Origin of the sequence: Arcicella rosea, assembly GCF_040543805.1 — a bacterium.
In the GTDB taxonomy this organism is placed as follows: domain Bacteria; phylum Bacteroidota; class Bacteroidia; order Cytophagales; family Spirosomataceae; genus Arcicella; species Arcicella rosea.
Map to the genome: position 1 here is coordinate 81,660 of NZ_JBEUMS010000002.1, position 26,124 is coordinate 107,783.

Sequence of the window (26,124 nt, forward strand, 5' to 3'; positions counted from 1 at the left end):
CAATCCTATTTTAAATTATTATTTTAGCTCAAAATCTGGGATAAAGACTCTTTTCCCTCCATTCATTGCCGACTCATGCGCACAGATTCCTGCACAAGTATAGTTGGCTGCAACGTCGGCATCAACCGCTGAATTTCTATTTTCGATAATTGCCGCAATAAATTCTTGTACCAAATGTGGATGTGAACCGCCATGACCTGCTCCTTGCAAAAAGGAAACGTGATTCGGGTCGTCGATTTTTTCTCTTTTGGTAAAATGTGCAATTTCGTCAATCAATAATTCGTCGGTATCAGGCACATCAATTCTTACAGCGTTTTCTCCACCATCAAAAATCACGTGTGATTCATCCTGCAATTGTTCCCATTCAAAAGACATTTTGTCGCCATAAACATCATAACTTTCACGATATTGACGAACTACATCAAATAAAGAACGAGTAGCCTCTGCCACAACATCCAAATTTTTCAAAGTAAAAGTTGCCGTTTCAACTGCAAATGGCGAACCATAACGTTTTGTCAAATCTTCGCCCAATCTTCCGGAACCGTGACAAACCACAGATTCTGCTTTGGTATTATTGATGCGCAATAAAGGTGAAATAGCGTGCGTTCCATTCAACATTGGAGGGAAACCTTTCCAATATTCACCCCAACCTTCCATACTCATATCTTGAATATGCGAACCTCTAACAAACTGAATTCTACCCAATTGACCCGTTTCAGCTAATTTCAACCCATACAAAAATTCACGAGTATAGAGTGCTGTTTCCATCATCATATATACTTTGTTCGCTTTGCGTTTTGCATCAACTATAGCTTGACAATCTTCCACCGTCATCGCCATCGGAATCGTACAAGCTGTGTGTTTGTTGGCATTCAACGAAGCAAGTGTCATCTGTGCGTGTTCTGGCACAGGCGTTACGATATGAATCGCATCGACATCATCTCTTTTTGGTACATCTTCAAAATTTTCAAAACATAAGTTTCTATCTAAATTGAATTTCGTCGCTAATTCATCTATCGTTTTAGGATTTCTTGTGCAAATACCAACCGCTTTGATATTTGGATGATTTTGGTAGATAGGAATAAATTCTTTCCCAAAACCCATTCCTACAATAACCACTGTAATTTTTTTCTGACTCATGACTAAACTATTTAAGAAATTATTAATATCTGTTTTTTATTTAACTAATTGATAATAAGAATATTGAATCACACTTTGCTCTATTTTTTTGCAACCCATTTCAAAGTATTTCTGAGTAAAGTCTGGTAAGGCAAATAGTTGTGCGATTCGGCATCATGCCCCAACGTAAAGCCTACAATTTTTGCTTTTGGATGTTTCACCACGAATAAAAGTGGATATACTTTATCAGAACCAGCCACATTTCCAGTTGCCAATACTTCGATTCCCGGTCCGTTTGCATCAATTTGAAAATGATATAATTCATCTTTCAAAGTAAATTGAGCTTGGGTTTTCTTCGTAATTGGATGCTTTGGGTTCACAATTTTCACATCAAACGCCCCATAACGGTCGTGGTTGCGTGTGCCACCACTCACCAAATTTGCATTGTACACCGACCAGTCAGCCCAATTGTACCAAAGTGCGGCATGACATAAAATCAAACCTTTACCAGCTTCTACAAAATCAAAAATGGCTTTTCTCGTTGCTTCATCAGTAATTGGCTGATTATTACACAAAATCAATACGTCGATTTCAGGCAAAGTTGCCAAGATTGATTTCGGGTCGTTGGTATAAATAACTTTTGCCAAACCATCTTTTTCTAAGGTTTCTACATCGGCAGTTTTATACCATTTGTCAAAATCGTGCGAGGAACCGCCACCTACCATTAAAGCCCTAATACTTTTACTTTTTTTCTTGAAGTAAGGCTGATGAGCCCAGCTTGTCGAAAGACTAATCATCGAAAGCAAAAGCATCAATAAAGTGCCTTTTTTGACTGTTCGAGAAAAAAATGAATGGTGAATTTTCATGTTTAATCTATTTTAAAATGATTCTTTAAAAGCTATTTTACGATTCTTAAAATACCGTTCATACCTCGCCAATGCCCCGGAAAAGTACAGACAAACACATAGTCTCCAGCTTGCGTCGGTGCGGTGAATTCTAGCGTTACAGTTTCGTCGGTATTAATCAATTTCGTGGCAAAGAGTACTTCTGGCATTTTCGGAACATAATTCTTTTCAGCGCCTTTTGGGTCACGAGCCAACATATCGGCTGCAGCTCCTACTTTATTCAATGTTCCCGGTTTGATAATGACAAAATTGTGTTGCATACCATCTGGATTTTCGATGTTGATGGTAATTTTCTGACCAGCTTTTACTTGAATCAATTTTTGGTCGAATTGCATCAATTCTTTTTCAATTTTCAAATCAATCGTCGAAGCAGTTGAAACAGTTTTTACTTCTGTTTTTTCGTTTGAAGCATTTGAATGATGATGTTCATGATTAGCTTCCATTACTTTAGGCTTTTTAAGTTCTAAAGTAATGTTTTGAAGATTTCCGCTTAAATTAAATGCACCTTGATAAGTACCTATTTTGGTTTCATCTTCAAAGTCAAAACCTGTTCTTAAAGCTGTTGCTAGTGGTTTTTCAAATAAAATCACTCCTTTGCTATTGGCTACGGCTTTTCCATCAACTTTAATCATAGCGCCTTCGTTGGTAGAAATCTCAGCGACTAATTCAAATTTTTCGGGCAAAGCTTCCGTACTTTCTGTTTGAATTGATTTACCATCTTTATTGAAAACAAGCTTTATTTTTCCATCTTGAATGAACAAAGCGTAGCCGTTATTTTTATCGCCTTGCGCCAAAATCATTCCTTGCAATTCACGGTTATTATTAGGCTTCGCCAAATTTGCTTTGATGATGATTTCTTTGCCCGTTACGTTTGGTGAATACTGCATCACATTTCTTCTTCCTAAAGTATATACTTCTTTGTTGATGGCCTCAACGATACTTTTCGTAAAAGCTGATTCTTGAATTTCTGGATTACTGTTTTTGTTGAATGCTTTGATAAATCCATCTTCATGTGTAATTGCGGCGGCAAATAAAGCTTTTGAAAGCCATTCGTCTTTCGCATTCTTCTCATCTTTCGAAGCATTATAAAGTACTTCTCCTAAGCTTTCAGAAGCAGAAGCTTCTGCCATTGCCAACAAAACTGATTTACGAACATTCAGATTTTTGTCGAACAAAGCTCCACTTTTCAGCATATTATCAAACACTTGCTGATTTTTCGGCAATACTTCAATCGCTGCTTTGCGAACACCAGCCGCTGGATGCGACATCGCTTTGAAAACTACTTGCAATGCTTCTGGATTTGAGCCATCCAAAAGATTCAATCCATGGAGTGTCCAAAGTGCATGCACTGCTGGACTATTTAAACCAATTTCATCTACGTTCGTTTTGTTGATGATAGCGTACAACGCAGGAGCAACCGAAGTATTTTTACTTTCTACCAACAAACGTTGAGCCGTCATTCTCCAGAACATATTATCGTTTTCTAAAGCCGCCAATAAGCCCGGAATATCATCTTTTGATAATTTTAGGTTCGCTTCTTTTTTCGCATTTTTATACACTACTCTGTAAATACGACCGTGATTGGTATCTCTTAAAGGACTTGAAAAAGCATTTCCTTTTCCGTGTGGTTGGTTGGTATTAGGTGGTAAAATTGTCCCAGAAGGCGCTTGTGCTGGCACAAAAACATTGTGCTGAATGATAAAATTATACCAATCTGCTACCCAAACCGCTCCGTCTGGACCAACTTCAGCATGTACTGGTCCGAACCATTCATCTGAACTTGCCATTAAATTCCAGCCGTCTTTTTCTTTAAAACCTGCTCCATCTGGTTCAATGATGGCATTATGAATCAACCTTACTGTTGGTTCTGTCACCAAAGCGATTCTATTCCAATACTCTTTCGGGAAATTTCTAGCCGTGTATAAATGATGTCCTGCGGCAGCCGTAAAACCACCAACCACATCTACTTGTCGTAAATTTGGTGTCATTACGTGAACGTCATAATGTCCATCAATTTTTTGAACTGGCTGAATACCGCCTTGAAAAGTACGCTGGGTAAGTTTGGCTGGCATTGAATAATAGGCACTGTGCGTATTATTGGCAGTTGAAATAAAGACGTTATTATCTTCCGAAAAACCTAAACCCCAAGTATTATTGCTGGTTGAAGACAAGTATTCAAGGTTTTTACCATTTGGACTGAAACGATATACTCCTTGTCCGAAGTTTTGTTTTTTTCCATCCACAACAGCATTGAATCCTGAAAAGCCTAATACGCCCCAAATTTTATTATCAAAACCATATTGTAAATTTGAAGGTCCTGCATGCGTATCATTTTTTCCCCAACCTGACATGATGATTTCTCTCACATCAGCTTTATCATCGCCATTGGTATCTTTCAAGAATACAAAATGCGGAGCCATCGAAACTATTACACCACCATTGGCAAAAACCATACTGGTCGGAATATTCAAATCGTCAGCAAAAACGGTGAATTTATCCGCTTTGCCATCGCCATCAGTATCTTCACAAATCTTGATTCTATCGTTGGCTACACCATCGGTTTCTTTAAAAGTGTTCGGATAATCTACAGATTCTACAATCCATAAACGTCCTTTTTCATCCCAAGCCATTGCGATTGGGTTAATAATATCAGGTTCAGAGGCAAAAAGTTTTACATCAAAATCAACTGCTACTTGTGTTAATTTTTGTGATTGTTCAGGCGATAAAGCTTCTTGAATTTTTGGTACATTATGACGAACCGCATAATTCGCAATTGAATCTGAATTATAAATATCAACATCAGGAATGTTCAATTGACTAATGCGTTTCTTTGCATCATCGCCCAAAGCCCAAAGTACGCCGTTTCTTACTAAATCCAAGTAGCCTTTGTTCGTCCAAGTGCTATCGTTATGACCGTAAGCGGTGTAAAAAACACGTCCTTTCCCTTGGTTTCTTACCCAAGTATAAGCTTCATGAACGCCATTTTCCACTCTTTCTGTCAAGATTTTTCTATCTGGATTCGTGTTTTTATGTACGTAGGTTTCATCCCAAGTTATAAAATCTGTAATGCCTTTCATGATGGGATGTGAAGCATTTACAATTGTTGCAGGAAATGTTCCTACTTCATGCGATTTGAATTGTCCACCAATGGTTTTTATGTACCAATCTGAATTTTTAAAACAACCTGCGGCAGAATGCAAAGGAATTAATCCTTTTCCACCTTCTACAAAATTTTTCAAAGCTGATTCTTGCGAAGATGAAAGCGAATCGTGATTGGCATAAATAATCAGGGCATCATATTTACTGAGATTCTCAGCATTCAAATCGCTAACGGTGGTGGTATAGGTTAAGTTAATCCCACTTTTGAATAATTTAATGGCAAGCCAAGGAGCATACTTTCCCGAATCGTGATGCTTACTGTTATGTCCTAAAAATAGTACTTCTGCTCTTCTCGCTCCTTTTTGCTGGGCAATTTCATTACTTGCGGTTTTTACAGACAAGTTTTTATTATTGGTACAGGTTTGGAAAAACAATCCAACCAATACCAGTAAAATACATTTTCTCATATTTACTGAATGTTAAAATTATATTGAGGCAATAGGTTTATTGCTTGAAAACCACGTAAAAATCATTCTTTATCAATTAACAAAACGGGTTTATAACCACCTTTGAATTTGAAATAAAATATTAAAGCGATATAGCAAAGCAACATCAAGATTGGGAAGAGTGCAACGGTCTTTAAAGCATCCTTTTTTGCATCTTCTTGTGTCTGTGTTATTGTTTGTACTATTACTGGATTTGCACTCGCAAATTTATCTGTATCAAGTACTTTATAGGTACCAAATAATCCTGATTTTTCTTTATTCACGTAGCTTGAGTGTATTTCTGTATGATGCTGATAAAGGTTTTTATCAAATTCTTTATCTTGAACAAAACCAAGAATTACCGCTCCGATTACCCCTACTCCTACTTGCCCTACAGCTCCTGTAAAATTCAAAGCTAAAGCACCTCCTTTAGGAAATTGTTCAGAAACTACGCCAAGCATTGTTCCCCAAAAAAAGGTTTTACCAAGTGCATAAATTGTGGCTGCTAGAATGATGACAAAACCAGTAGAAAACGATAAAAATTGTAAACCAATTGAGGCTGTTAAAGCACTGACCGCTAACAAACCCAAAGGTGAAAATTTGTGCACGATTGGTCCTGAATAGAACCTTAAAATCGCCATGATTAATGAAGTGTAAATCAAAACCCAGCCGCCTTGTAGTCCCACTTTTTTCATCTCCGGTGTCATTAAATCCGTAATCCAACTATCGGTGCCTAGTTCGGTAGTAGCCAGTGGAATCATGATTAAGAGTAATAAAATAAAGAGTGGTCGCCCAAGCGAACGGACAAAATATCCAAAAATACTGGTTAAAATAGCAATAGTGATTAGGTTTGTCGCTAATGACCAGTTAAATAGACTTCCCAATTGGAAAATACATAAAGAAACAATAATTAAAGCACCAAGAATTCCGACTTCTTCTAGCATTTCTAAATAGCTAACGCCAGCCTTTACACGTTCGTTAACAGGAAATTCTTGATTAAAAATCAACCACGCATAAATCAGCGTTGGCAACATGATAAAAGCAATGATAATGTTCCAATTAAACTCAAAATGTAACATCCCAATGCCCAGCAAACCTGCCAGAACCATTCCTGTTGGCCAGCCCGCATGCAAAATATTCAACCATTTTGTCTTCTCTTTTGGGAACATACTTGCTACTACAGGATTTACAACGGCTTCGGCAGCGCCATTTCCGAGTGCGAACAAGAGTGTTCCAATGTAAAGCATCCAGTAACCATCTGCAAAAATGGTAATGACTACTGAAAGCGAATGACAGATAAAGGCAAAAATCATTGATTTTTTGTAGCCAACTTGGTCGATAATAAGACTAAAAAAAACAATGCTAATTCCGAAAGGCCAAAAACTTACGCCAAAAATTTCGCCTTGTTGAGTTTTACTTAGTCCAAATTGTGTACCCCACTGTGCCATTAAAAAAGCACGAAAAACAAAGCCAAAAGCCGAGGCAACTAATACCATAAAACAACCCCAAAATAAGCGTTTATGGGCGGTATCCGCTTGGAAAGTGTTTTCTAGTTTGTTTAGTGAATTCATAGTTATACTCAGAATAAAATCATTATTCTTGATTAAATAAAAGACAAGCGTCTAATAACCCCTTCTCAAAAACTGAGAAGGGGAATTTTCATAAATTGGATAATAAATCAAAAAAGACTACTTGTACTGTATTTTCTGAACTGGAGAGAAAATCATATCTTCGACACCACTGATTTTTACGCCAATTCTAGCAAATACATAATTTTGAGCTGGTGAAATCGCAGGAATATCAACAGTAAGATTTACATTGCTCAAATCAGTAATTGCGCCTCCGGCAATGTTGGTTGTGGCAACATTATTTGCGCCAGAAACAAATTGCGTTTTGTTAATGTATAATGATACTCTTTCAATGGTTTTAGCATTGGCATCCGTGATGATTTTATCGATTTTACAAGAAGCCGTTACTTTATTTTCACCTTTAGAAAAACTTGCATTTCTAAGCATGTAATAAGGCATTACTTCAATATCCATCGTTTGGCTACCTTTCAAATCAATGTAAAGTGTATCTTTTACTGTTGTATTAATAACGTTGGTCATAAATGGGCCTTCGCCTTTAGGAAATAACATTTTGTATTTTCCGGTAAAAAGTACCGCTGAATAGTTTCCTTCTTGCGTAATGGCAACGTCAATTGGAGCAAGTTTACCCCAGCCTGGCTCCCATAATTGGAAACGCACTTGATTGGCTTCAACATTAATCGGTTCGCCTTTATAAACAATCCGACCTTTAAAATCGCTGTTTGGCGCCACGTAGTTGTCCATCGAACAAGATGCCATAAAAACACCTAGAGCGGCCACAAATAAAGAATAAATTGATAATCTCATGATATATATCGTTTAGATGTTATCGTATCTATTGATTTGGATTTCTAATAATTTTCGGATTGTTATTGATAATATCATCTCCGATTCTTGAATAATAATTCCCAAATTGGAATCTATCAGCACCTGTTACACGGCTTAGTTTTACGATTTTAAAAATCCACTTTCCATCATTTTCTGAACTTGGGTCGTAAATTTTATAAGGCCATAAAGCATAAGGTTGTGTACTTCTTTTGGTTGCTTTCTCAATGTCTTGTACTAAATCTGTCGGAGTAATTGTTCCGCCATCAAGTACTAAGTGAGCAATTCTCCAACGTTTCATGTCGTAGAAGTAATGTCCTTCAAAAGCTAACTCAGCTCTTCTTTCATGAGCGATTCTATCAAAAGTAATCTCGCTGCTTGTCAAAGGTTTTACTAAGCCTGCTCTGGCACGAACTTGGTTCATATAAGTTGCAGCTACGGCTGGCTGACCTAATTCAAAGGCTGCTTCTGCGGCATTCAACAATACTTCCGAGAAACGGTAACGAATAAACCAAACTTCACTTTGAACCCCACGTTGACCAGAACCTGTAACTGGATCTAAGTATTTACGTAAATAAAAACCAGATTGAGCTGTAAATTCAAAACCGTCAATTGGTCCATCAAAACCTACTACTTGCTCACGTGTTGTTTTGCCCGGTAAAGTTTTTTGCGCACCACGGTCATCACCACTGATAACGCTTCCGTTTGCCAATTGAAAACCTGCCCAAATATCAACCGTCCTGCCTTTGAATCTTGTTCCTGGCAACATGACTGTTCCTGCTAAACGAGCATCTCTGTTTGCAAAAATATCGGTGATGTTTGTATAGTAATTATAAGCACCTGAAGGAGCATTTGTTTCAAGCGGGGCAAAAGTATTATCCAATTTTTCGAAAGATTGTACTAAGTTCAAAGATGGGTTGATTCTTCCGCCTTCTTCTTCCTCAGCACCATATCTTGGCTGATTCGCAATCGTAAATCCATGTACTTTTCCGCTTTGTAATTTAAAATCTTCTACAAAAATAGCTTCAGGATTATTGGCTTTATCATAAAAAATACTTGAGAAGTTTTCTGACAAATCAGGTTTTTTATTGTACAAAGCATAGGCACCTGCTTTACCTTCAATGATTTCCTTTGCTGCACTTAAAGCTTTTGTGTAGTATCCTGTCGCTAAACTTGCTGAAATTCCTACTTCACCACCTTGTAAACTTACTGAAGGAGTTGTGCTACCATATTTTGCGATAGAACCTGCATAAAGTGCCGCACGAGCTTGCATTGCCAATACTGCACCAAGCGTTGCTCTTGATTTTTCAGCCGTATTGACAGGCAATTTTGTTTTGATTTCATCAACTTCTTTAATGATAAAATCGTACACTTCTGATTCCTTCGCTCTTGGATTACGCAAATAACTTGGGTCGCCACTGAAATCGTAAGTCATAGGTTCTGTAATCAATGGAACACCACCCATGCGTTTTACTAATTCAAAATAATAAGCTGCACGCAAGAAACGAGCTTCAGCTAAAAATCTATCTTTAACAGCTACATCCAATTTATCAGTTGCCGAACATTTTTGGATGAATAAGTTAATATCACGGATATAAGCATAGTCCCAAATTCCCCAAGCACCATAATCATATCCATTGTTTTGGAAGTTTCCATACTGACCTGCTTCCGACCAGAAAGCTTCGTTGAAATCTGATGTTGAAGTCCAACTTTTCAATGTTGAATAATCATTGTAGCGATTATACAAATCACCTAATACCGACAATACTTGGTCTGGGCTACTCCAAATCACTTCGTTTGTAAGAATATTGGTAGGTTTTCTATCCAAAAATTCATCGTCATTACATCCCCAGCTTATCGCTAGTAAGACTAATAGTTTTATCAATAAAATCTTTTTCATTGCCAATTATTTTTATATTTTAAAGAGAAAGATTGATTCCAATATTCACAAACTTATTTTGTGGGTATTGCAAGCCGTTGTCGTCTGCAATTTCTGGATCTACTCCGTACTCTTTTAGATTATCCACTGAAAACAAGTTATAGCCATTTACATACACTCTTGCTTTTTGAATTTTCAGTTTGTCGAGTAATGTTTTTGGTAAAGAGTAAGACAATTCTAATGTTCTAGCTCTTAAATACTTAACATTTTGTAACCAGAAAGTAGAGTTTCTATTGTAATTACTATGACCACCATCGTTATAACGGAATGCTGGGAATCTACCCGGAATCCACTCGCTGTTTACATCAAATACATCAGCTCTGTGCCATCTGTCTGTTAAAAGTTTGTTCAAAGCACCATCGTTTTGATAAGCCCAACGTTGTTCCCAGTTTTGATTCCAAGAGTACATTCCACCACCAGAGAAATCAGCAGAGAAAGTAAAGCCTTTCCAACCTAACATGAAGTTCAAACCGAAGTTTACATTTGGCTGACCAGTCGTTGTATAGCCGATTGGGCGTTGGTCATATCCATCTATTCTACCGTCTCCATTTACGTCTTTGTAAATCAAATCTCCAGGATTTAGCGTTCTGTTTCCCTGTCCATCAATATTTACAGGATATTCATTGATTTGATCTCTTGATTGAAATTGTCCAATTGTTTCGTAACCCCAGAAAATATTACTGTAACGACCTTCAGCAGAGTTTCTGTAATAATCCCATGAGTTATTGAAAATTGGCTTGTAAGAAGAAATAAATTTACTTCTAGCATAAGACATATTTCCACCAATCGAATACGTAAAATCTCCAGATTTACCATTGTAGTTTAAAGAGAATTCACCACCAAACTGTGCATCGCTGTTCACGTTTTCATCAGGTAAGCTATAACCTAATTCACTTGGTACTAATAAATCGTATTTACGTCCTCTCAAACCAGTTCTTAAACGGTAGAAGTAATCTACACTACCCGTTAATTTTGTTCCTAAGAGCGAGAAATCAGCTCCAACATCGGTAATCTTACTTTTAAACCAAGAAATATTCGTAATTACCTGTCCTTTATCTCTTGAAGTAACAACTGGTGTACCACTTAAAATTACGTTTCCAACATTGTAGTTATAACCCGAAAGGTAATCGTAAGCACCAATTCCAACGTTATCATCTCCTAAAATACCGTAAGAAGCTCTGAATTTTAAATCATCCAAGATGGAACCACCACCTAAAAGATTCTTTGCGAAGTTTTCTTCGGTAATTCTCCAACCAATTGATGCTGACGGGAAAACGCCTGAACGTCTGTCTGGAGCAAACTTCCAAGAAGCATCTCTACGAGCAGAAACTTCAAAGTAATATTTGTTCGAATAATTGTAATTAAATCTACCGATATAACCTATACGTGCCTCTTGGTCATCCGCATCATTATAAGTATCTACCGTTGGGAAATAAATCAAAGGCAATACGTTTGTTTTAGGCACAGAGTGTACCCATTGGTCTTGAACACGCTGTTCTTGTCTCTCTGCTACGAATACTCCACCTACAGTATGTTTTCCAAAAGTGTTGTTGTAATTCAATTGTCCTTGATAAATATTACGCATTACTTTTCTTGTACCACGTTCACGCCAAGGGTTTGTACTACCACCAGTTACTGTATAAGTATCGTTCGCTGGGTTGTAAGTATAAGCTTGATAAGTGTATTCGTGACCGTTCATTACTCTATCAGCGATGTAATACGAATACATTCCTTTCAACATCAATCCTTTAATTCCGGGAACTTGGTATTCTGCATTAAAGTTTGTTTGCAATACTCTCCAGTCTTCACGCCAGTAACCACCTAGTTTTTTGTTGTTATAAGCCCAGTTTGTTTCGTTGTGCTTAATATCATTCAAATACAATGGGTTATCGTTGGCATAAGGACGTTCGAAAGGACGGTTTCTTAAAATGGCAAAACGTGGTAACCAATAATCATCACCACCCGGAACACCCGGCTGATCTCTCGTTTCAATTCTACCATTAATTTGAACACCCACTTTAAGATTATTAGAAATCTTTGCATCAACGTTACTTTGAATGTTACTTCTTGCAAAAGTAAATTCACGACCTAATACTGAATTTTGGCTCAAACGAGTAGCAGAAATATAATAACTAATTTTATCTGAACCACCTGAAGTATTAATGTTGATTGAACTTAATGGAGAATTTCCTTTGATGATAAAATCTTTCCAGTTAAATGACTGATAACCAGGCTCTGTTCCAGCTTTGTATTTATCTAATTCAGCTTGTGTAATGGCTGTTCTTCCGAATTGGTTGATTTCAGCATCTGCTTTTCCTAATTGCCATTCATAAGAATTATTCACAACGTCTGGGAATCTCGACCAGTTCTGCCATCCAGTGTAAGCATCAATGTTTACTGTGTTTTTGCTTCCAGCCTTGCCTCTTTTGGTAGTAACAACCACTACCCCATTCGCAGCACGAACCCCATAAATTGCCGCTGAGGCATCTTTAAGTACCGAGATACTCTCAATATCATTTGGCGCTAAGTTATTGAACTGACCAGCATCTTGCTGAATACCATCAATAACGAAAAGTGGGCTACCCATGTTACGAATTTGAATATTCGCACTTGCTCCTGGGCGACCATCAGCCATTCTGAAAGAAACCCCCGGGATCTTACCTGCTAAACCTGAACTCACTGTTGAACCACCGTGTACTCTTTCTAAATCTTTACTTGTAACAATGGCAATGGCACCCGTTAAAGATTCTTTCTTTTGTGTGCTATAACCTACAACAACTACTTCGTCGAGTCCTTGATTATCAGGTGCCAATTTAACATCTACAATCGAACGACCATTAACTGAAATCTCTTGTGATACATAGCCTACTGATGAAAAAATAAGAACCGCATTGCCATTTGGCAAAGAAAAACCATACTCACCATTATTATTGGTGGTAGTTCCCTTATTTGTAGAGCCTTTCACCAAAATATTAACCCCCGGCAAACCAACATTGTTTTCGTCGGTAACCTTACCTTTTATTGAAAATTCTAGGCTTTGGGGCGCTATTTTGGAAGATTCTTCCTTTAAGAGTATTTGCGTGGCTTTAGCAGCTTGGGCACTCAGAATAATCTGGCTTCCAGCTACATCGTATTGTAAATTTAAAGGCTTTAATAGCCTTTCTAACACTTCTCCTAAAGTAACATTAGGAAGATTTAAAGATACAGTGCGACTTGATTGAATTATTTGCGGACTATAAGAAAACCTGACACCTGCCACGGTTTCTATATCCTTCAAGACAGCCTTTATCTTTTTGTCGGATACTTGTAAAGTCACTTTGCGATTTAATAATTCCTGAGCCGATAATTCTCTTGCCCAAGATACGCTAATGAAGAAACAAGCAATAAAGAGTTGCACCAACGAAATTTTCATACATTGGAATAGTAAAATTCTTAATTGTTTCATACTTTTGATTGTTTTGATCGTAATGACTAAATTTTCGAGCAAAAGAAGTCCCTGTCAGCCTAAATCATTTTAAGCTGTTTCTTGGATTCACAAGCCAATGATGGTACGAACATCGTTGGCTTTTTTCTTTTTTTAAATTAATCAGAAGTGATAAGTAATTATGTTTTCATTTGTTAAACAGAGGGAGTTAAAAGGTACAATTATTTATTTAAGTTAATTTGATTGACACATTTTTGAATTGATAATTATCTGAGCATCAATTATTTCGTAGGTTGCTCCGATAGATTTGCAAATAATATTGAGTTTATCTTGCAATGATTCTTCTTCCATAGATGAGGTTAACTGGCACGATTGCATCATCTCTCGATTAAAAATGATTTCTACTCCATAAGCTTTCGAAATTTCATCTAATACTGCTACAACGGGTGCTTCATCATAAATAAAAGTCGGTTTAGAAATATGTTGGGCTATTAATAGTATTGGTTGTTCAACAATAGTTTTTTTAAAAAAGTCTTTTTCTCTTGAAAAAGTAACTTGTTGATTTGGTTTCAGTAAAACGCCAAGTTTTTCAATATTAGAGAGCGTCACTTTATCAAACTTCGGATTTTTATAAACACTTACTTTTCCACTTAATACTTTAACAATCACATCTTTTTCGTTATCAAATGAAAAAACTTCAAATTTTGTCCCTAATACTTTGGTAACCAATTCATTAGCATACACATAAAATGGTTTTGAAGGCATTTTCACCACATCAAAAACTGCTTTTCCGGACAAATAAACCGTTCGATTCTCTTTTCCAAAATTATTGACATAGCTAATTTTACTATTGGGCGAAAGATAAATCAATGAACCATCAGGAAGTTTTATCGTATCTATAGTCGTTTTATCATTCACTTTTTCGGTAAGCTTCTCTTCAGCAAATACTGCCATTTGTTTTTCATAAACTGATTCTGGCTGAATACTTTTATTAAAATACAGTACTTTTAAGCCTAAAAAAAGAATAAAACAAGCCGCCATTACTTGAAACCACGACTGTCGCCAAATTGGTATTGACTTTACTTCCTTTTCATCGCTTTCTGCATTGGTGATTAAAATTCGCTGCAATAAACTTTCCTCGGCTTCTTTTGATAAATAGGTACGAACATATTCACTAAGACCTAGCTGAACCGCTTCAATCAATTTTTGAGCCGCTAGCCACTCTTCTTTTTTTTCTGGATGATTACTCAGCCAGCTTTCCCAAAAAGCTTTTGAAGAATCAGTTGGTGATAAATAATGATTTAGAAAAGCATCATCTGTCACAAAGTCTGAAGAACTAAATTGTTCGTAGTGTATATTCACGGATTATGATATTTTAACAGTAGATGACAAAAAGCTATTTTTCATACTCACTAAAATCAAATTATTCTTGAAAAAAGACAAAAATTAAAATTGATAGCCAAGTTCTCAATTTTTCAACGGCTCTGAAGACGATATTTTGTGCCGATTGTTTATTGACTAACATGATTTCAGCAATTTGTTCATAGTTCATGTTTTCGGCAAATCTCAAACGCAAAGCTTCTTGTTGGCGATGCGAAAGCTGACTTACTAATTTGGTAATCATCTCTTGCCTATTGCTTGCTTCTTCTTTCTGAGTGAAGATTTCTTCGGCTGAAGGCTCTACTAAAAAGTCTTCAAATTCTTCATTAAATGTTTGATGCGATCGTTCTTTTCTACTTAATAAATGTAAAATTCTATTTTTCAATGCTTTTAATAAGTAATAACGAACGTTATCGGGCACAATCAATCTACTTCTTTTAATCCAAATTTCAGTGAAAACATCATGAATACAGTCGAAAACAAAAGCCTCTGAAGCAGCAACAAGGCTCATGCCGTATCGATACATTGCTTTTACATGTAATCGGTACAGTTCTGTATAAGCTTCTTCATCTCCCAATAAAAAAGCTTCCCACATTTCCTGTTCTTTATTTGATTCTTCCGTGATTTGATTCATCTTAAGTTTAATATCAAGTTAAATAAGTTAAATGCTGTTTTTATCTTTTACTTTTTTAAAAGAAACAAGGCTTGAATGCCAAAAGTATTTTACTCAAGCAAATCGAATTATACTTTAATGATAATAAATTTGAATTTACTCAGATAATGAGTTAGTAAAGATAGTTTGAAAAGATATGATAGGAAAGCCAATTTTCTTGGATTAGTCTTAAAAAACCTTGAAAACATCTATTTTGAGACATATTGAATAAAGTTTGAAACATTTCATCAAATGCTGCTTTCAATTTTGTACTTCTATCAAAGTCTTATTTCTCCATAATTTTCCTTTCGCTTTTCAATTTTTCTAAAAACGACTTTTGTGGGGTGAGATACCTAAGGTTAATTATCTGAATAAAAAACGACTTTTATGGGGTTTGTTAATTTGTTTAACGATAAAACTTCCTCTTAATTTCTAAAAACGACTTTTATGGGCTAAAAAAGCTCTCTGTTATAAAGCTGTTTCAAAATCAATTAAAGTCTTCATTTATTAAAAACGACCTTTATGGGGTTAAGTACTTTAAATGATTAAATTAAAGCATCTTGATAAAATTTTTCGGAGTTAAAAACTAAAAACGACTTTTATGGGGTGCTGAAGTATTCCTCTGTTTTCATTTAATGTACAGTAAAAGTGTTGAACGAGAAAAATTCAAAAACGACTTTTATGGGGCTTGCGATTTCAGTGTAAGTTTAAATTTTACAATGCTTTAATCGTTACAATCATTGACGTTTTGAAAATGATACAATTCTCAGAGGAAATGATTAGAAAAGAAATATACTTTTCTAAAAACGACTTTTATGGGCTATAAAAAGGGAACGTATAGCGAACAAAAAACGACTTTTATGGGCTTGCCATTTATTTTACTTTCAAAAATGTAAATAGAACCAATGTAACTATGAATGAGAAAATCAAAAATACAAAAACGACTTTTATGGGGTCTTATTTTTTCTTTTTATCAATAGAGCAAGCGTATTTTTATAGAAAATATTGACTAAATCATTTTAAAGAAAGAATCGTCACTCAACAAATGTTATTCTTTGTTGTATTTCTTATTCTTTATTTCTTTTGTCTTTCAGCTTCCATAAGTGCTTGTTATAATGCCTTTTAACTACGACAAAAACGACCTTTATGGGATGTATCGACGACTTTTATGGGGTACATCAACGACCTTTATGGGGCATATCAACGACTTTTATGGGGTGCATCAACGACCTTTATGGGGTCTATCACGACTTTTATGGGCTGATTAAAACGACTCCTATGGGGTTGAACAAACGACTATGTTTTATTTGTCGTCGTTTTATTTTGTTTTTAGCAATTAAAGTATTTTTTTTGTAAAACGACTCTAAAAAAGTATCAGTCGTACATGCTATTTTTCATCTCAAACTGTTGGCAAGCGAATGAGTAACGAGAAAAACGATAAAAGAGACAAAGCAATCAACGCAATTTCGAAAGATCCTTATAGAATTATCAAAGGTAACCCGATTATCAATGCAAAATTTGATATTTCGGCGATTCAAATGAAAATCTTCTTGCACATGATTGCCAGTATCGACCAAGCAAAAGATTCCATACCTATCATTAAAATTACAGTAAAAGATTTTCAGCGACTTACAGGCATCAATAGCAATAATATTTACGCCCACGTAGAAAAAGAAGCAATGAAGATGAGAGAAAAACGGATTTTTTTCTCGAACAATAAAATCACCTTTGATGCCAACCTTATCAGTGCTTTTGTATATTATAAAGATGAAGGATATTTCACCTTAGAAATTCCGCAGGCACTTCACCCCTTTTTGCTACAGATTAAAGAAAATTTTACAGTACTTGATATTCGAAATATTTTAAGACTAGACAGCGTTTATGCCATGCGTTTTTACGAATTCTGTAAAGAGTATGAACGTTTCGGGAAATTCAGATTTGATGTAGATGAATTGAAAGCTACTTTGGGTTTGTCGGCTAGGTATAAAAATTACTTTGATTTTAAGAAAAAAGTAATTGAACAGGCTAAGAAAGAACTTTCTCTCAATGCTGAAATTTACTTTGAATATCAGGAAATCAAAAATGGTAAAAAAGTAGAAAGTATAGAATTTCACATCAAGAAAAATGTAATTATTAATGACGACGTTCAAACGATTTCGATTATTAAAAATACTGATTTTGAAGAAAGTCCTGAAAGTACAACAGATTTAACATCAACGGTCAATCAAATTTTTTCAAAAGTAAAAGATTATGAAATTACCTTGAAAACCGTTGAGAATTGGTTAAAAGAAATTCCGGAAGAACAAATCATGCTAGGAATTGATTATGTATTGAATGAAGTAAAAACTGGAAAAAAAATCACTAACGTTGGCGGTTACTTGAATCAAATGGTTAGGAATCCGATTTTGTTTGAAAAGAGTGCACAAACAAAAAGCGAGGCATTAAAGAAAAAACAGCAGAATAAAGAAGAACAGAAAAAGCAAGATGATGCTAAAAAACTAGAAGCAAAAAGAGAAGAATTGAAAGTAGCGTTTTCAAACGCAAAAAGAGAAGTAGCTTTGAAAATTTTAGTATCAAACCCAGAATTGTATTTATTGGTATTGAATAAATTACAAGGAAGTTTATTGGGACAAATGAATTACAATAGTTATATGAATTACTGCGAGAAAAGGGTTTCTAACGAATCGTTCATTCAATACTTCACAGATGATGCTTCGTTTTTTGCAGGAGTAATGAATGCGATGACATCAGAATTTCCAGATATTATGGCTGTAAAAACTCAATTTGAAAAAACAGCCAATCGTTTAGGAATACAATTAATCTAATCTTAAATTTATTCTCAACAAAAAAACCAAAGTGACAGCCTGTCACTTTGGTTTTTTTGTTTGGTTTTTTGTTGGACTAAACCAAAGTGACAACGTGTCACTTTGCTATAATATTTCTAACAATTGATGAATTCTACTAAGCATTGATTCACAATCGTATTTGCTTAAATTTCCTTTGGCAATTTCTCTAATCTCACTTTGTAATTTAATTACTTGATTGTTTTGTTGGTTTTCAGAAGTAGCAGAAAAAACTTGATTGTTTTTTGACAATTCGTTGGTGATTTGCTCAATACTTTCTAATGGCTCAGACGTTTCTAATTTTGAAATAGCATTGATTGTTGCTTTCGGTAGTTTTTGTTTTCCTGTCAGGATTTCTTGTTTTAAACTAGTCGATAATTTATTCAAACCAGAAGCAAATTCTCCGTCTCTTTTAATCGTTCGGCTACTTACTCCATATTCAGTTCCGAGAGCGATGGATACATCTTGCTGACCTTCTGTTGAGAATTTATCGCCACCACGCATTGATTTTTGTTGAAGATAGCGTAAGCCTCTTAAATATGAAGCTTGTTCAGGAGATAAATTTCTACGCCCTAATTGAAAATCAATCATATAGTCTTTTACTTCATCCAAAGAAGTAAATTTCAACAGATTGATACGATAGTCTAAACGATTCTTTTTACAAATATCATAACGGTTGTGTCCGTCGATTAACACATATACAGGCGTATTGCTGTCGTCAATTTGAGCAATGGAAGCGGTAGTTTCCCAAATAGATAGAGGGTCTTTTACGCCATGTTTTAAAATATTGAGTTCTAATTGATGTAATTCGTCGCCAGTAAGGGGTGGAATTAACTCACGGAGTTGGTCAAGTATTACAATTTGACTTTTTATATTTTCTTCAGAAGATAAAAGAGAGGGGCGAAGATCGCTAGTTTTCTCTTTCATGATATTCATAAAATCTTTCTTTGCCATATTAAAGAACCATTATTTCAGTTGCCAAATTGTGATATTGTTGCCATGAAGAAGATTTTGGTGCATAAGTAAACAAATCTTCTTTCGCAACTTGCGACTGCTTAATCACTGTTGAGCCTTCAATAATCGTATTATAAATATTAAAACTCTTAAATTTTTCTTCGATGTGCGTCATCATACTTTTGTGTACACTTTGGTTTTTATGAACCATCGTAAACACAATTCCTTTAACTGTTAAAGTTGGATTAATATAAGCACGCACTTCTGCTATTCTATTAAACAGACTTTCTACACCATGATAAGCACTCGCTTCGGGCTGAATCGGCACCACACAGTAATTAGAAGCTACCAATGAACAAGTAGTACAAATCCCCAAACTTGGCGGACAGTCGATTAATATATAATCAAACATTCCTTTTACTTCGTCAAGTTTTAAAGAAAGCCTTCTGTCGGCACCAATTGCATTTGCCAATTCAGATTCTTTGTAAGCCATTCTGATGTCGGAAGGAGCCAAGAACATACTTTCTGTAATGGGAATAATCGGTAATTCAGTATTGCCCAATAAAGCATCAATCACCTGATTTTGGGGTTCATGCACACCAAAACATTGTGATAAATTTCCTTGAGAATCCATATCTACCATCAATACTTTATTTCCCAACAAGCTCAACGCTTTTCCGACATTGATAGTTGTGGTCGTCTTTCCAACGCCACCTTTGTGGTTTACGATTGAAATAACCACAGCTTTATCAAACATTGTTTCAGAATAACCGTATTGTCTCAGGGCTTCGTCGATGGCAGGTAAATGTTTGGTTGGAATATCTTTTTGTTCAGCTAATGCTTTATGTAAAGTTTTGGAAGGAATCCCAGCTTCTTTTTCAATTTGAGTCAAGTTAAGAGCCTGCTTTGAGCGTAAAAACTTAACAACCTTTTCTTGTGTAATCATTTTTTAGGAGGGATAAAAAATTATCTTTTGTAAATGTAAAAATAACTTTTTTTATCCAAAAGCATTTTGACGAAAACTTGCTCGAAAAAGCCAAAAGAATTTTCAGAAAAAGAAAAACCAGAGGGTAGGAGGGAAGCAAATTGAGAAAAAAGGGATAATAATGATTTTTTTTCGCTTTATAGAAAGAAAATATTGGTCAGAATTCTTAATAATTTTTTCTGTAGAAATCTCAAGCTTTTGATTTAAGATTTATTTTGATGTAAATGTCTGAAAATTAGCAGTTTAAAATGAGTTTATGTTGATTTTTAAACTGCTAAATGAAATGAAAATTTGCCTATTGAGTCAGATATTTTCTTTTATATTCTAAAGGAGTGATGCCCGTTACTTTTTTGAAGTGTCGATAAAAATTTGAAACATTATTGAAACCACAATCGAAACAAATTACTTCTGTTGGTAGTTTATCTTCCACCAAAGCTCTACAAGCATGGCTAATTCTAATTTCGATAAGAAAATCATAATAGGTTTTTTTCGTCATCAATTTAAAATATCGACAAAACGAAGTAACGCTAAGGTTACTGATGGCAGAAATTTCTTCTAAAGTAATATCCTTTTTATAATTGGAAAGCGTATAAGTACAAACCTTATTCAAACGAATAGTATCCGATTCATTAGATTGATAAAAACTATGGTCGGTAGCAATCGTTGTGTATTCATCTGTTTCGGCAAGGATATTTAAAATAGATAAAAGTAAAATGATTCTTTCTAAATTATTTGCCTTAGTTACTTCGTGCATCAGTTTTGCTACTTTTTCACGAGCTTCACCGCCAATAACCATTCCGCATTTTGCTTTTTCATACAATTTAGGAATCATGTAAGCTTCTGGTAAAGTCAATAAGTATTTTCCTAGGCAATCGGGTAAAAAATGAATCACAATTGCTTCTACACCAAGGTTAGGATTGTTTTCAAAATACTCTTCTTTACAACGCCAAGTATGGGGAAGGTTTTCGCCCATCAAAATGATTTCTCCATAAGAAAAGTTGCTGATATTATCCCCAATAAAGCGAACACCTTCTCCTTTAATGATATAATGCAATTCTAATTCTGGATGATAATGCCAGATGGTATCAAAATTGGGTCTTATATCATGACGAATACTGAATGAACTCTCAGGTTTTACAGGAACTTTATGAAAAAGTGGCTTCATTTCTGCTATATTTTTTATTTAAAATAAATTTTCTGATAAAGAGTTGGACTATAGTAATGATTCATAAAAAGAACGAAAATTCTATCAAATTATGCTACGAAGTTCCAAATGTAACGATTCTTAGTTTAATTATGACAATATCATATACTAAGTTGGTAAAAATTTATACTAAAATACCTTTTTGATTGATGAAATTTGTATTCTAGTCATGTATTATGATACAATAGAAAAAGATAAGATATTATAATCAATTTAGGTTTTGTAGGTTTTAGCAAATTTTCTCAGTAAAAGATATAAGTAAGAAAACTTAAAAATATACTGATTGTATTTGAAGAAAGACGAGTAAAAAGTATCAAGAGTAGTATTGCTTAGATAAAAGACCAATTGCTTTTATTAATAGCTTTTAGGAATGATAAATTAATACAATAACAGCATAGCATTATCAAATATTATTATGGAAAAAGTAGCGAAAAAAGTATTGGTAGTATTGACTTTGATGATTGTATCATCGAAAATGCTTTGGGCTCAGGATGTTCAAACGAAAGAGCAAAAAGAAGTAAATTACACCAAAATGATTACAGACAGAGCGGCGAAAATTGTAACATCGCTAGATATTAGCGATGTAGAAACAAGTATTAAAGTAAGAGATATTATTAGCAAACAATATCGTGATTTAAGTGAAATCCATGATTTGAGAAAAGAAAAGCTGAAAATTGCGAAGGAAAAAGCAAAAGAAGATAAAGAGAAAAGCGAAGCTGAAGTAAAACAAGCTGAATCTGAGGCGGAATTAGCAATGAACAAATTGCATAAAAAATACTTGAAAAATCTATCCAAAAAACTCTCTGATAGCCAAGTAGAAAAAGTAAAAGACGGTATGACTTATGGCGTTTTACCGATTACTTATAAAGGCTATCAAGAAATGCTCCCAAACCTTAGCGAAGCACAAAAGACGCAGATATTAGCATACTTAACAGAAGCACGTGAACATGCAATGGATGCTGAATCATCAGAAAAAAAACATGCTTGGTTCGGAAAATACAAAGGTAAAATCAACAATTATTTGTCTGCCGCAGGGATTGATATGAAAAAAGCAGGCTTGGAATGGGAGCAAAGAATAGCCGCTGCCAAAGCCGCTAAGCAAAATTAATAGTACACTATAAAGGTTAAATATGCTTTATATTATCATAGAAAGCCTACCGCATGATAATATCTTATAATATCTTGAAAAAATTATATACAAAATTGGGCTTATATTACTCTAATTTTGATGCGTAGTAATTATGTTCAGACGAGGCATTTTTTTGTCATTTTTGAAATATAAATATTTAGAGAAAAAACCACATAAAATATAGTTTTTAATATTCCGCTTTTTAGTAACCCATTGATTTAATCTCATTTTTAAATTTTAAGATACCAAGTATTATGGAATTATTTTTACAAACCCAGCCCAGTTTGGTAAAGAAGTCATTACTGGCTTGCTCGCCAATTTTGGCTGTACTTTTGTTCTCAGGAACATCCTTTGCAACAAAGCATAAAGAGGTTGCAGCCTCGAAACAGTCAATTTCAGCCATCAAAAAAGCAAATACGCCTGTAAAAGGAGTTGTGAAAGATGCCTCAGGAGAAGCTGTAGCAGGAGTAAGTGTAAGAGTAAAAGGAGGAAAATTAGGAACTGTAACTGATGCGAAAGGAGCATTTAGTTTAGATCTTCCAAAAGGAAACGAAACGTTAGTATTTACTTCTGTCGGTTTGAAAACACAGGAAGTTGCTGTGAATGGTCGTTCTGAAATCAATTTAACGATGGAAGATGATGTTTCTGCTTTGGATGAAGTAGTATTTGTAGGTTATGGACAACAGAAAAAAATCAATTTAACTGGTGCTGTAGCTACAATTGATATGAAAGCGATTGAAGATTTAGCAGTTGGTAGTTTATCAGCTGCATTGGTGAGTCAGCAACCAGGAGTAGGAGTTTCTGGTGGTACTAGCCGTCCGGGAGATAACGCTTCTATTACCATTCGTAACCCAATTTTACTTTCTAAAGATGGTGGGTCGTTACGTCCATTGTACGTTATTGATAACATTGTTCGTTCAGAAGACGATTTCAACGTATTAGATGTTTCAGAAGTTGAAAATATTTCAATTCTAAAAGATGCGGCAGCGGCTATTTATGGTGCTAGAGGTGCTTATGGCGTTGTGGTTGTTACAACTAAAAGAGGAAAAACTGGAGCACCCAAATTCTCTTACAGTACATCTTATGGTACTTCAGATGCTGAATTACCCAAAATGATGAATGGCTACGAATTGGCTACTTATGTTAATGATTATAACTTCAAAACAACAACTCCAAGTATTCTTTATTCACAAGATGAGCTTGATTACTTTAAAGCAAATAGCCAAGATTGGTTGAGCCAAGCTTGGAAATCATCAAGCGTAACTCGTCATGCGCTTAACGTAAGTGGCGGTACAGAAAAAGCTACTTATTTTGCTGGGATTACTTATAACCAACAAGATGGAAATTTCGAGAAAATCAATTTTGATAGATGGACTTTCCGTGCAAGTACTGATGTAAAAGTATCTGCAAACGTAAGAGTTGGATTAGGTTTATCAGGAGATTTATCTAAGAAAGATAGATATTTATTAAAACAAGGTGGTTCTGATAATGAGAAAGATTATAAGTCTTTGATTTATGCTGCGCCATTTATTCCAGCTTATGTAGATGGTTTACCAGTCAACACAACAGGTGGTGGTTCAACAAGTGAAAACTTCCATTTTTTTGAAGCACAAAAATCAAATAACTACTTATTAGCAAAAAATAATGGTTTAAACATCAATGCTTATGTAGAATACGATGTACCATTTTTAAAAGGATTAAAAGCAAAAGTAACCTATAATAGAAACTTCGAGAACTCTTTTGGAAAAGAATTTGGTACAAGATACTCGCTTTATAACTTTAATATGTTGGGTACAAACAAACATATTTTTGGTGGTGGTGTAAGAAGTGTTTCAAATATCAGTAACAGTAATAGAATTTACTTCTCTCCAAATTATTCTGATTCATATCAATTAAATGGTTATTTGAATTACGATAAAACTTTTGGTAAACATTCAATCTCTGCTATTGCGTTATTTGAACAAAATGAAACGTATTCTGATGGTATCACTTCATATTTAGATAATATGGTTGACGGTGCTTTAGATAATGCTGGATATGCTTTGGGTGGTACAGCTTCTGGTGCAGGTGTTGGTACAATTAATGAATCTGAATCCGAATCTGGAAGATTATCATTCGCAGGGCGTTTAAATTATACTTATGCAGGCAAATATTTAGCAGAGTTTTCTGTTCGTAGAGATGCTTCTACCAATTTTGCACCTGAAAATCGTTGGGGAACTTTCCCTTCTTTATCTATAGGTTGGGTTGTTTCCGAAGAACCTTTCTTCAAAAATAATGTACGTTTTGTTGATTTCTTAAAAGTTCGTTTATCAGGTGGTTTAACAGGGATGGATAACACCAGAGCTTATAACTGGTTGAAAAGCTATAACTTAATTCAAACAGGAAATGGCCCTGTATTTGGTGGAAACTTAGACCGTGCAGGTATCTTCCGTTTGAAAAATGCTATTCCAAACCCAGAAGTAAGATGGGATAGTGATACAAAATTAAATGCTGGTATTGATGCTAACTTCTTACAAAACCGTCTTTCATTAGGAATTGATGCTTTCTATGATCACCGTTATGACATGCTTGTAACCTTGGCTTCATCAGTACCATTAACAGTTGGTGCTGCATTGCCATCTGAAAACTTTGCTACAATTGATGGTTTTGGTACAGAAGTTTCATTAGGTTGGTCAAGCAAAATCAATAAAGATTGGTCTTATAAAGTAAGAGGATTCTTTGCTTGGAATGACAACAAACAAGTAAAAGTTGACTTCGATAAAGGCTTAACAGGGACTTATTTAGATCCAACAGGTAAATCTACAGATATGGGTTTATTAGGATACAAATGTTTAGGAATGTTAAGAACACAAGCAGATGTTGATGCTCTTTTGGCAAAATATCCTAATTATACCATTGATGGTACAAAACCTTTGCCGGGTATGTTGTATTATGAAGACGTTCGTGGAGCGAAGAATGCAACACCAAATGCAGACGGCACATATTCTTATGCTGAACCTGATGGCAAGATTGATGTAAACGACAGACAATACTTGACAAACAAACAAGATAATCATTATGGTTTTGGGTTGAACTTCTCAACTAGCTACAAGCGTTTGTCATTCTCATTTGCGATGGGTGGTTCTTTTGGTGGACAAAGTATGCTTGAATCTGGAGCAAGAGGTTGGGGAACTTCAGCACAAGTTTCAGCTAAAACAAATTTACCACAGCACTTAACAGACCACTGGACTACAGAAAACCCAAATGCTAAATATCCAGCGCCAAACTATAGAGGTCAAAACAGTTTAGATTCAGATTTCTGGTTTGTTAGCTCATTCCAAATGTCAGTTAGAACATTGAATGTATCGTATGAACTTCCTGCCAATCTGCTTAAAAAATTGAACGTAAATGGTGCTAGAGTATATCTTACATCAACAAACCCGTTGAATTTATACAATCCTTATACTTACAAGCAGTATTCTGGAGCGTATGATGTATATCCAACATTGCGTTCATTCTCAGTAGGTTTAAACTTGAATCTATAATTAATTACCCATATTTTCTTATTCAAAAGATAGATAATCACTATCAATGAAATTGAAAACTTAATTATTAC

Annotated in this window: 15 protein-coding genes; 3 read left to right on the forward strand and 12 right to left on the reverse strand. The window is 35.1% G+C overall.

Going from position 1 to position 26,124, the window contains the following annotated elements; translation table 11 throughout:
- Positions 1 to 18: 18 nt before the first annotated feature.
- From ABID42_RS03720 to ABID42_RS03760, 9 genes are all read right to left on the reverse strand, one after another.
- A complete protein-coding gene (locus ABID42_RS03720) occupies positions 19 to 1,140 on the reverse strand; it encodes a Gfo/Idh/MocA family protein (RefSeq protein ID WP_367282492.1) in 1,122 nt (373 codons plus the stop codon).
- Positions 1,141 to 1,220: 80 nt separating this feature from the next.
- A complete protein-coding gene (locus tag ABID42_RS03725) occupies positions 1,221 to 1,985 on the reverse strand; it encodes a ThuA domain-containing protein (RefSeq protein WP_367282493.1) in 765 nt (254 codons plus the stop codon).
- 32 nt (positions 1,986 to 2,017) lie between these two features.
- The gene (locus tag ABID42_RS03730; RefSeq protein WP_367282494.1) at positions 2,018 to 5,590 is read right to left on the reverse strand and encodes a PVC-type heme-binding CxxCH protein; all 3,573 of its coding nucleotides are present in this window, start codon (positions 5,588 to 5,590) and stop codon (positions 2,018 to 2,020) included.
- A gap of 62 nt (positions 5,591 to 5,652) precedes the next feature.
- A complete protein-coding gene (locus ABID42_RS03735) occupies positions 5,653 to 7,179 on the reverse strand; it encodes an MFS transporter (protein ID WP_367282495.1) in 1,527 nt (508 codons plus the stop codon).
- A gap of 117 nt (positions 7,180 to 7,296) precedes the next feature.
- Entirely contained in the window at positions 7,297 to 8,001 is a 705-nt protein-coding gene (locus tag ABID42_RS03740) for a DUF3823 domain-containing protein (protein WP_367282496.1), read from the reverse strand.
- Between the two features lie 28 nt (positions 8,002 to 8,029).
- Positions 8,030 to 9,919: a RagB/SusD family nutrient uptake outer membrane protein gene (locus ABID42_RS03745; protein ID WP_367282497.1), complete on the reverse strand. Its 1,890-nt coding sequence runs from the start codon at positions 9,917 to 9,919 to the stop codon at positions 8,030 to 8,032.
- A 19-nt stretch (positions 9,920 to 9,938) separates the two neighbouring features.
- Entirely contained in the window at positions 9,939 to 13,403 is a 3,465-nt protein-coding gene (locus tag ABID42_RS03750; protein WP_367282498.1) for a TonB-dependent receptor, read from the reverse strand.
- 213 nt (positions 13,404 to 13,616) lie between these two features.
- Complete coding sequence (locus ABID42_RS03755; protein WP_323258151.1) at positions 13,617 to 14,744, reverse strand: FecR family protein; 1,128 nt, start codon at positions 14,742 to 14,744, stop codon at positions 13,617 to 13,619.
- Between the two features lie 61 nt (positions 14,745 to 14,805).
- Positions 14,806 to 15,396, reverse strand: a complete 591-nt coding sequence (locus tag ABID42_RS03760) for an RNA polymerase sigma factor (RefSeq protein ID WP_367282499.1) — start codon at positions 15,394 to 15,396, stop codon at positions 14,806 to 14,808.
- Between the two features lie 1,436 nt (positions 15,397 to 16,832).
- Here ABID42_RS03760 and ABID42_RS03765 point away from each other — a divergent pair.
- Positions 16,833 to 18,239, forward strand: coding sequence for a replication initiation protein (locus tag ABID42_RS03765; RefSeq protein WP_367282500.1), 1,407 nt, complete (start codon positions 16,833 to 16,835; stop codon positions 18,237 to 18,239).
- Between the two features lie 105 nt (positions 18,240 to 18,344).
- On the opposite strand, the gene ABID42_RS03770 is transcribed toward ABID42_RS03765, so the two are convergent.
- The 3 genes from ABID42_RS03770 to ABID42_RS03780 form a co-directional block, all read right to left on the reverse strand.
- On the reverse strand, positions 18,345 to 19,211 hold the full coding sequence (locus ABID42_RS03770; protein WP_367282501.1) for a ParB N-terminal domain-containing protein: 867 nt from the start codon (positions 19,209 to 19,211) through the stop codon (positions 18,345 to 18,347).
- Position 19,212: 1 nt separating this feature from the next.
- Entirely contained in the window at positions 19,213 to 20,157 is a 945-nt protein-coding gene (locus ABID42_RS03775) for a ParA family protein (protein WP_323258142.1), read from the reverse strand.
- Positions 20,158 to 20,491: 334 nt separating this feature from the next.
- A complete protein-coding gene (locus ABID42_RS03780) occupies positions 20,492 to 21,361 on the reverse strand; it encodes an AraC family transcriptional regulator (RefSeq protein WP_323258140.1) in 870 nt (289 codons plus the stop codon).
- Positions 21,362 to 21,815: 454 nt separating this feature from the next.
- Here ABID42_RS03780 and ABID42_RS03785 point away from each other — a divergent pair, with 454 nt between their 5' ends.
- Together ABID42_RS03785 and ABID42_RS03790 are read left to right on the forward strand one after the other, a co-directional pair.
- On the forward strand, positions 21,816 to 22,508 hold the full coding sequence (locus tag ABID42_RS03785) for a DUF3826 domain-containing protein (RefSeq protein WP_367282502.1): 693 nt from the start codon (positions 21,816 to 21,818) through the stop codon (positions 22,506 to 22,508).
- Between the two features lie 275 nt (positions 22,509 to 22,783).
- Positions 22,784 to 26,053 (forward strand): SusC/RagA family TonB-linked outer membrane protein, encoded by a 3,270-nt coding sequence (locus tag ABID42_RS03790; RefSeq protein WP_367282503.1) that lies wholly within the window; start codon positions 22,784 to 22,786, stop codon positions 26,051 to 26,053.
- Positions 26,054 to 26,124: the final 71 nt, after the last annotated feature.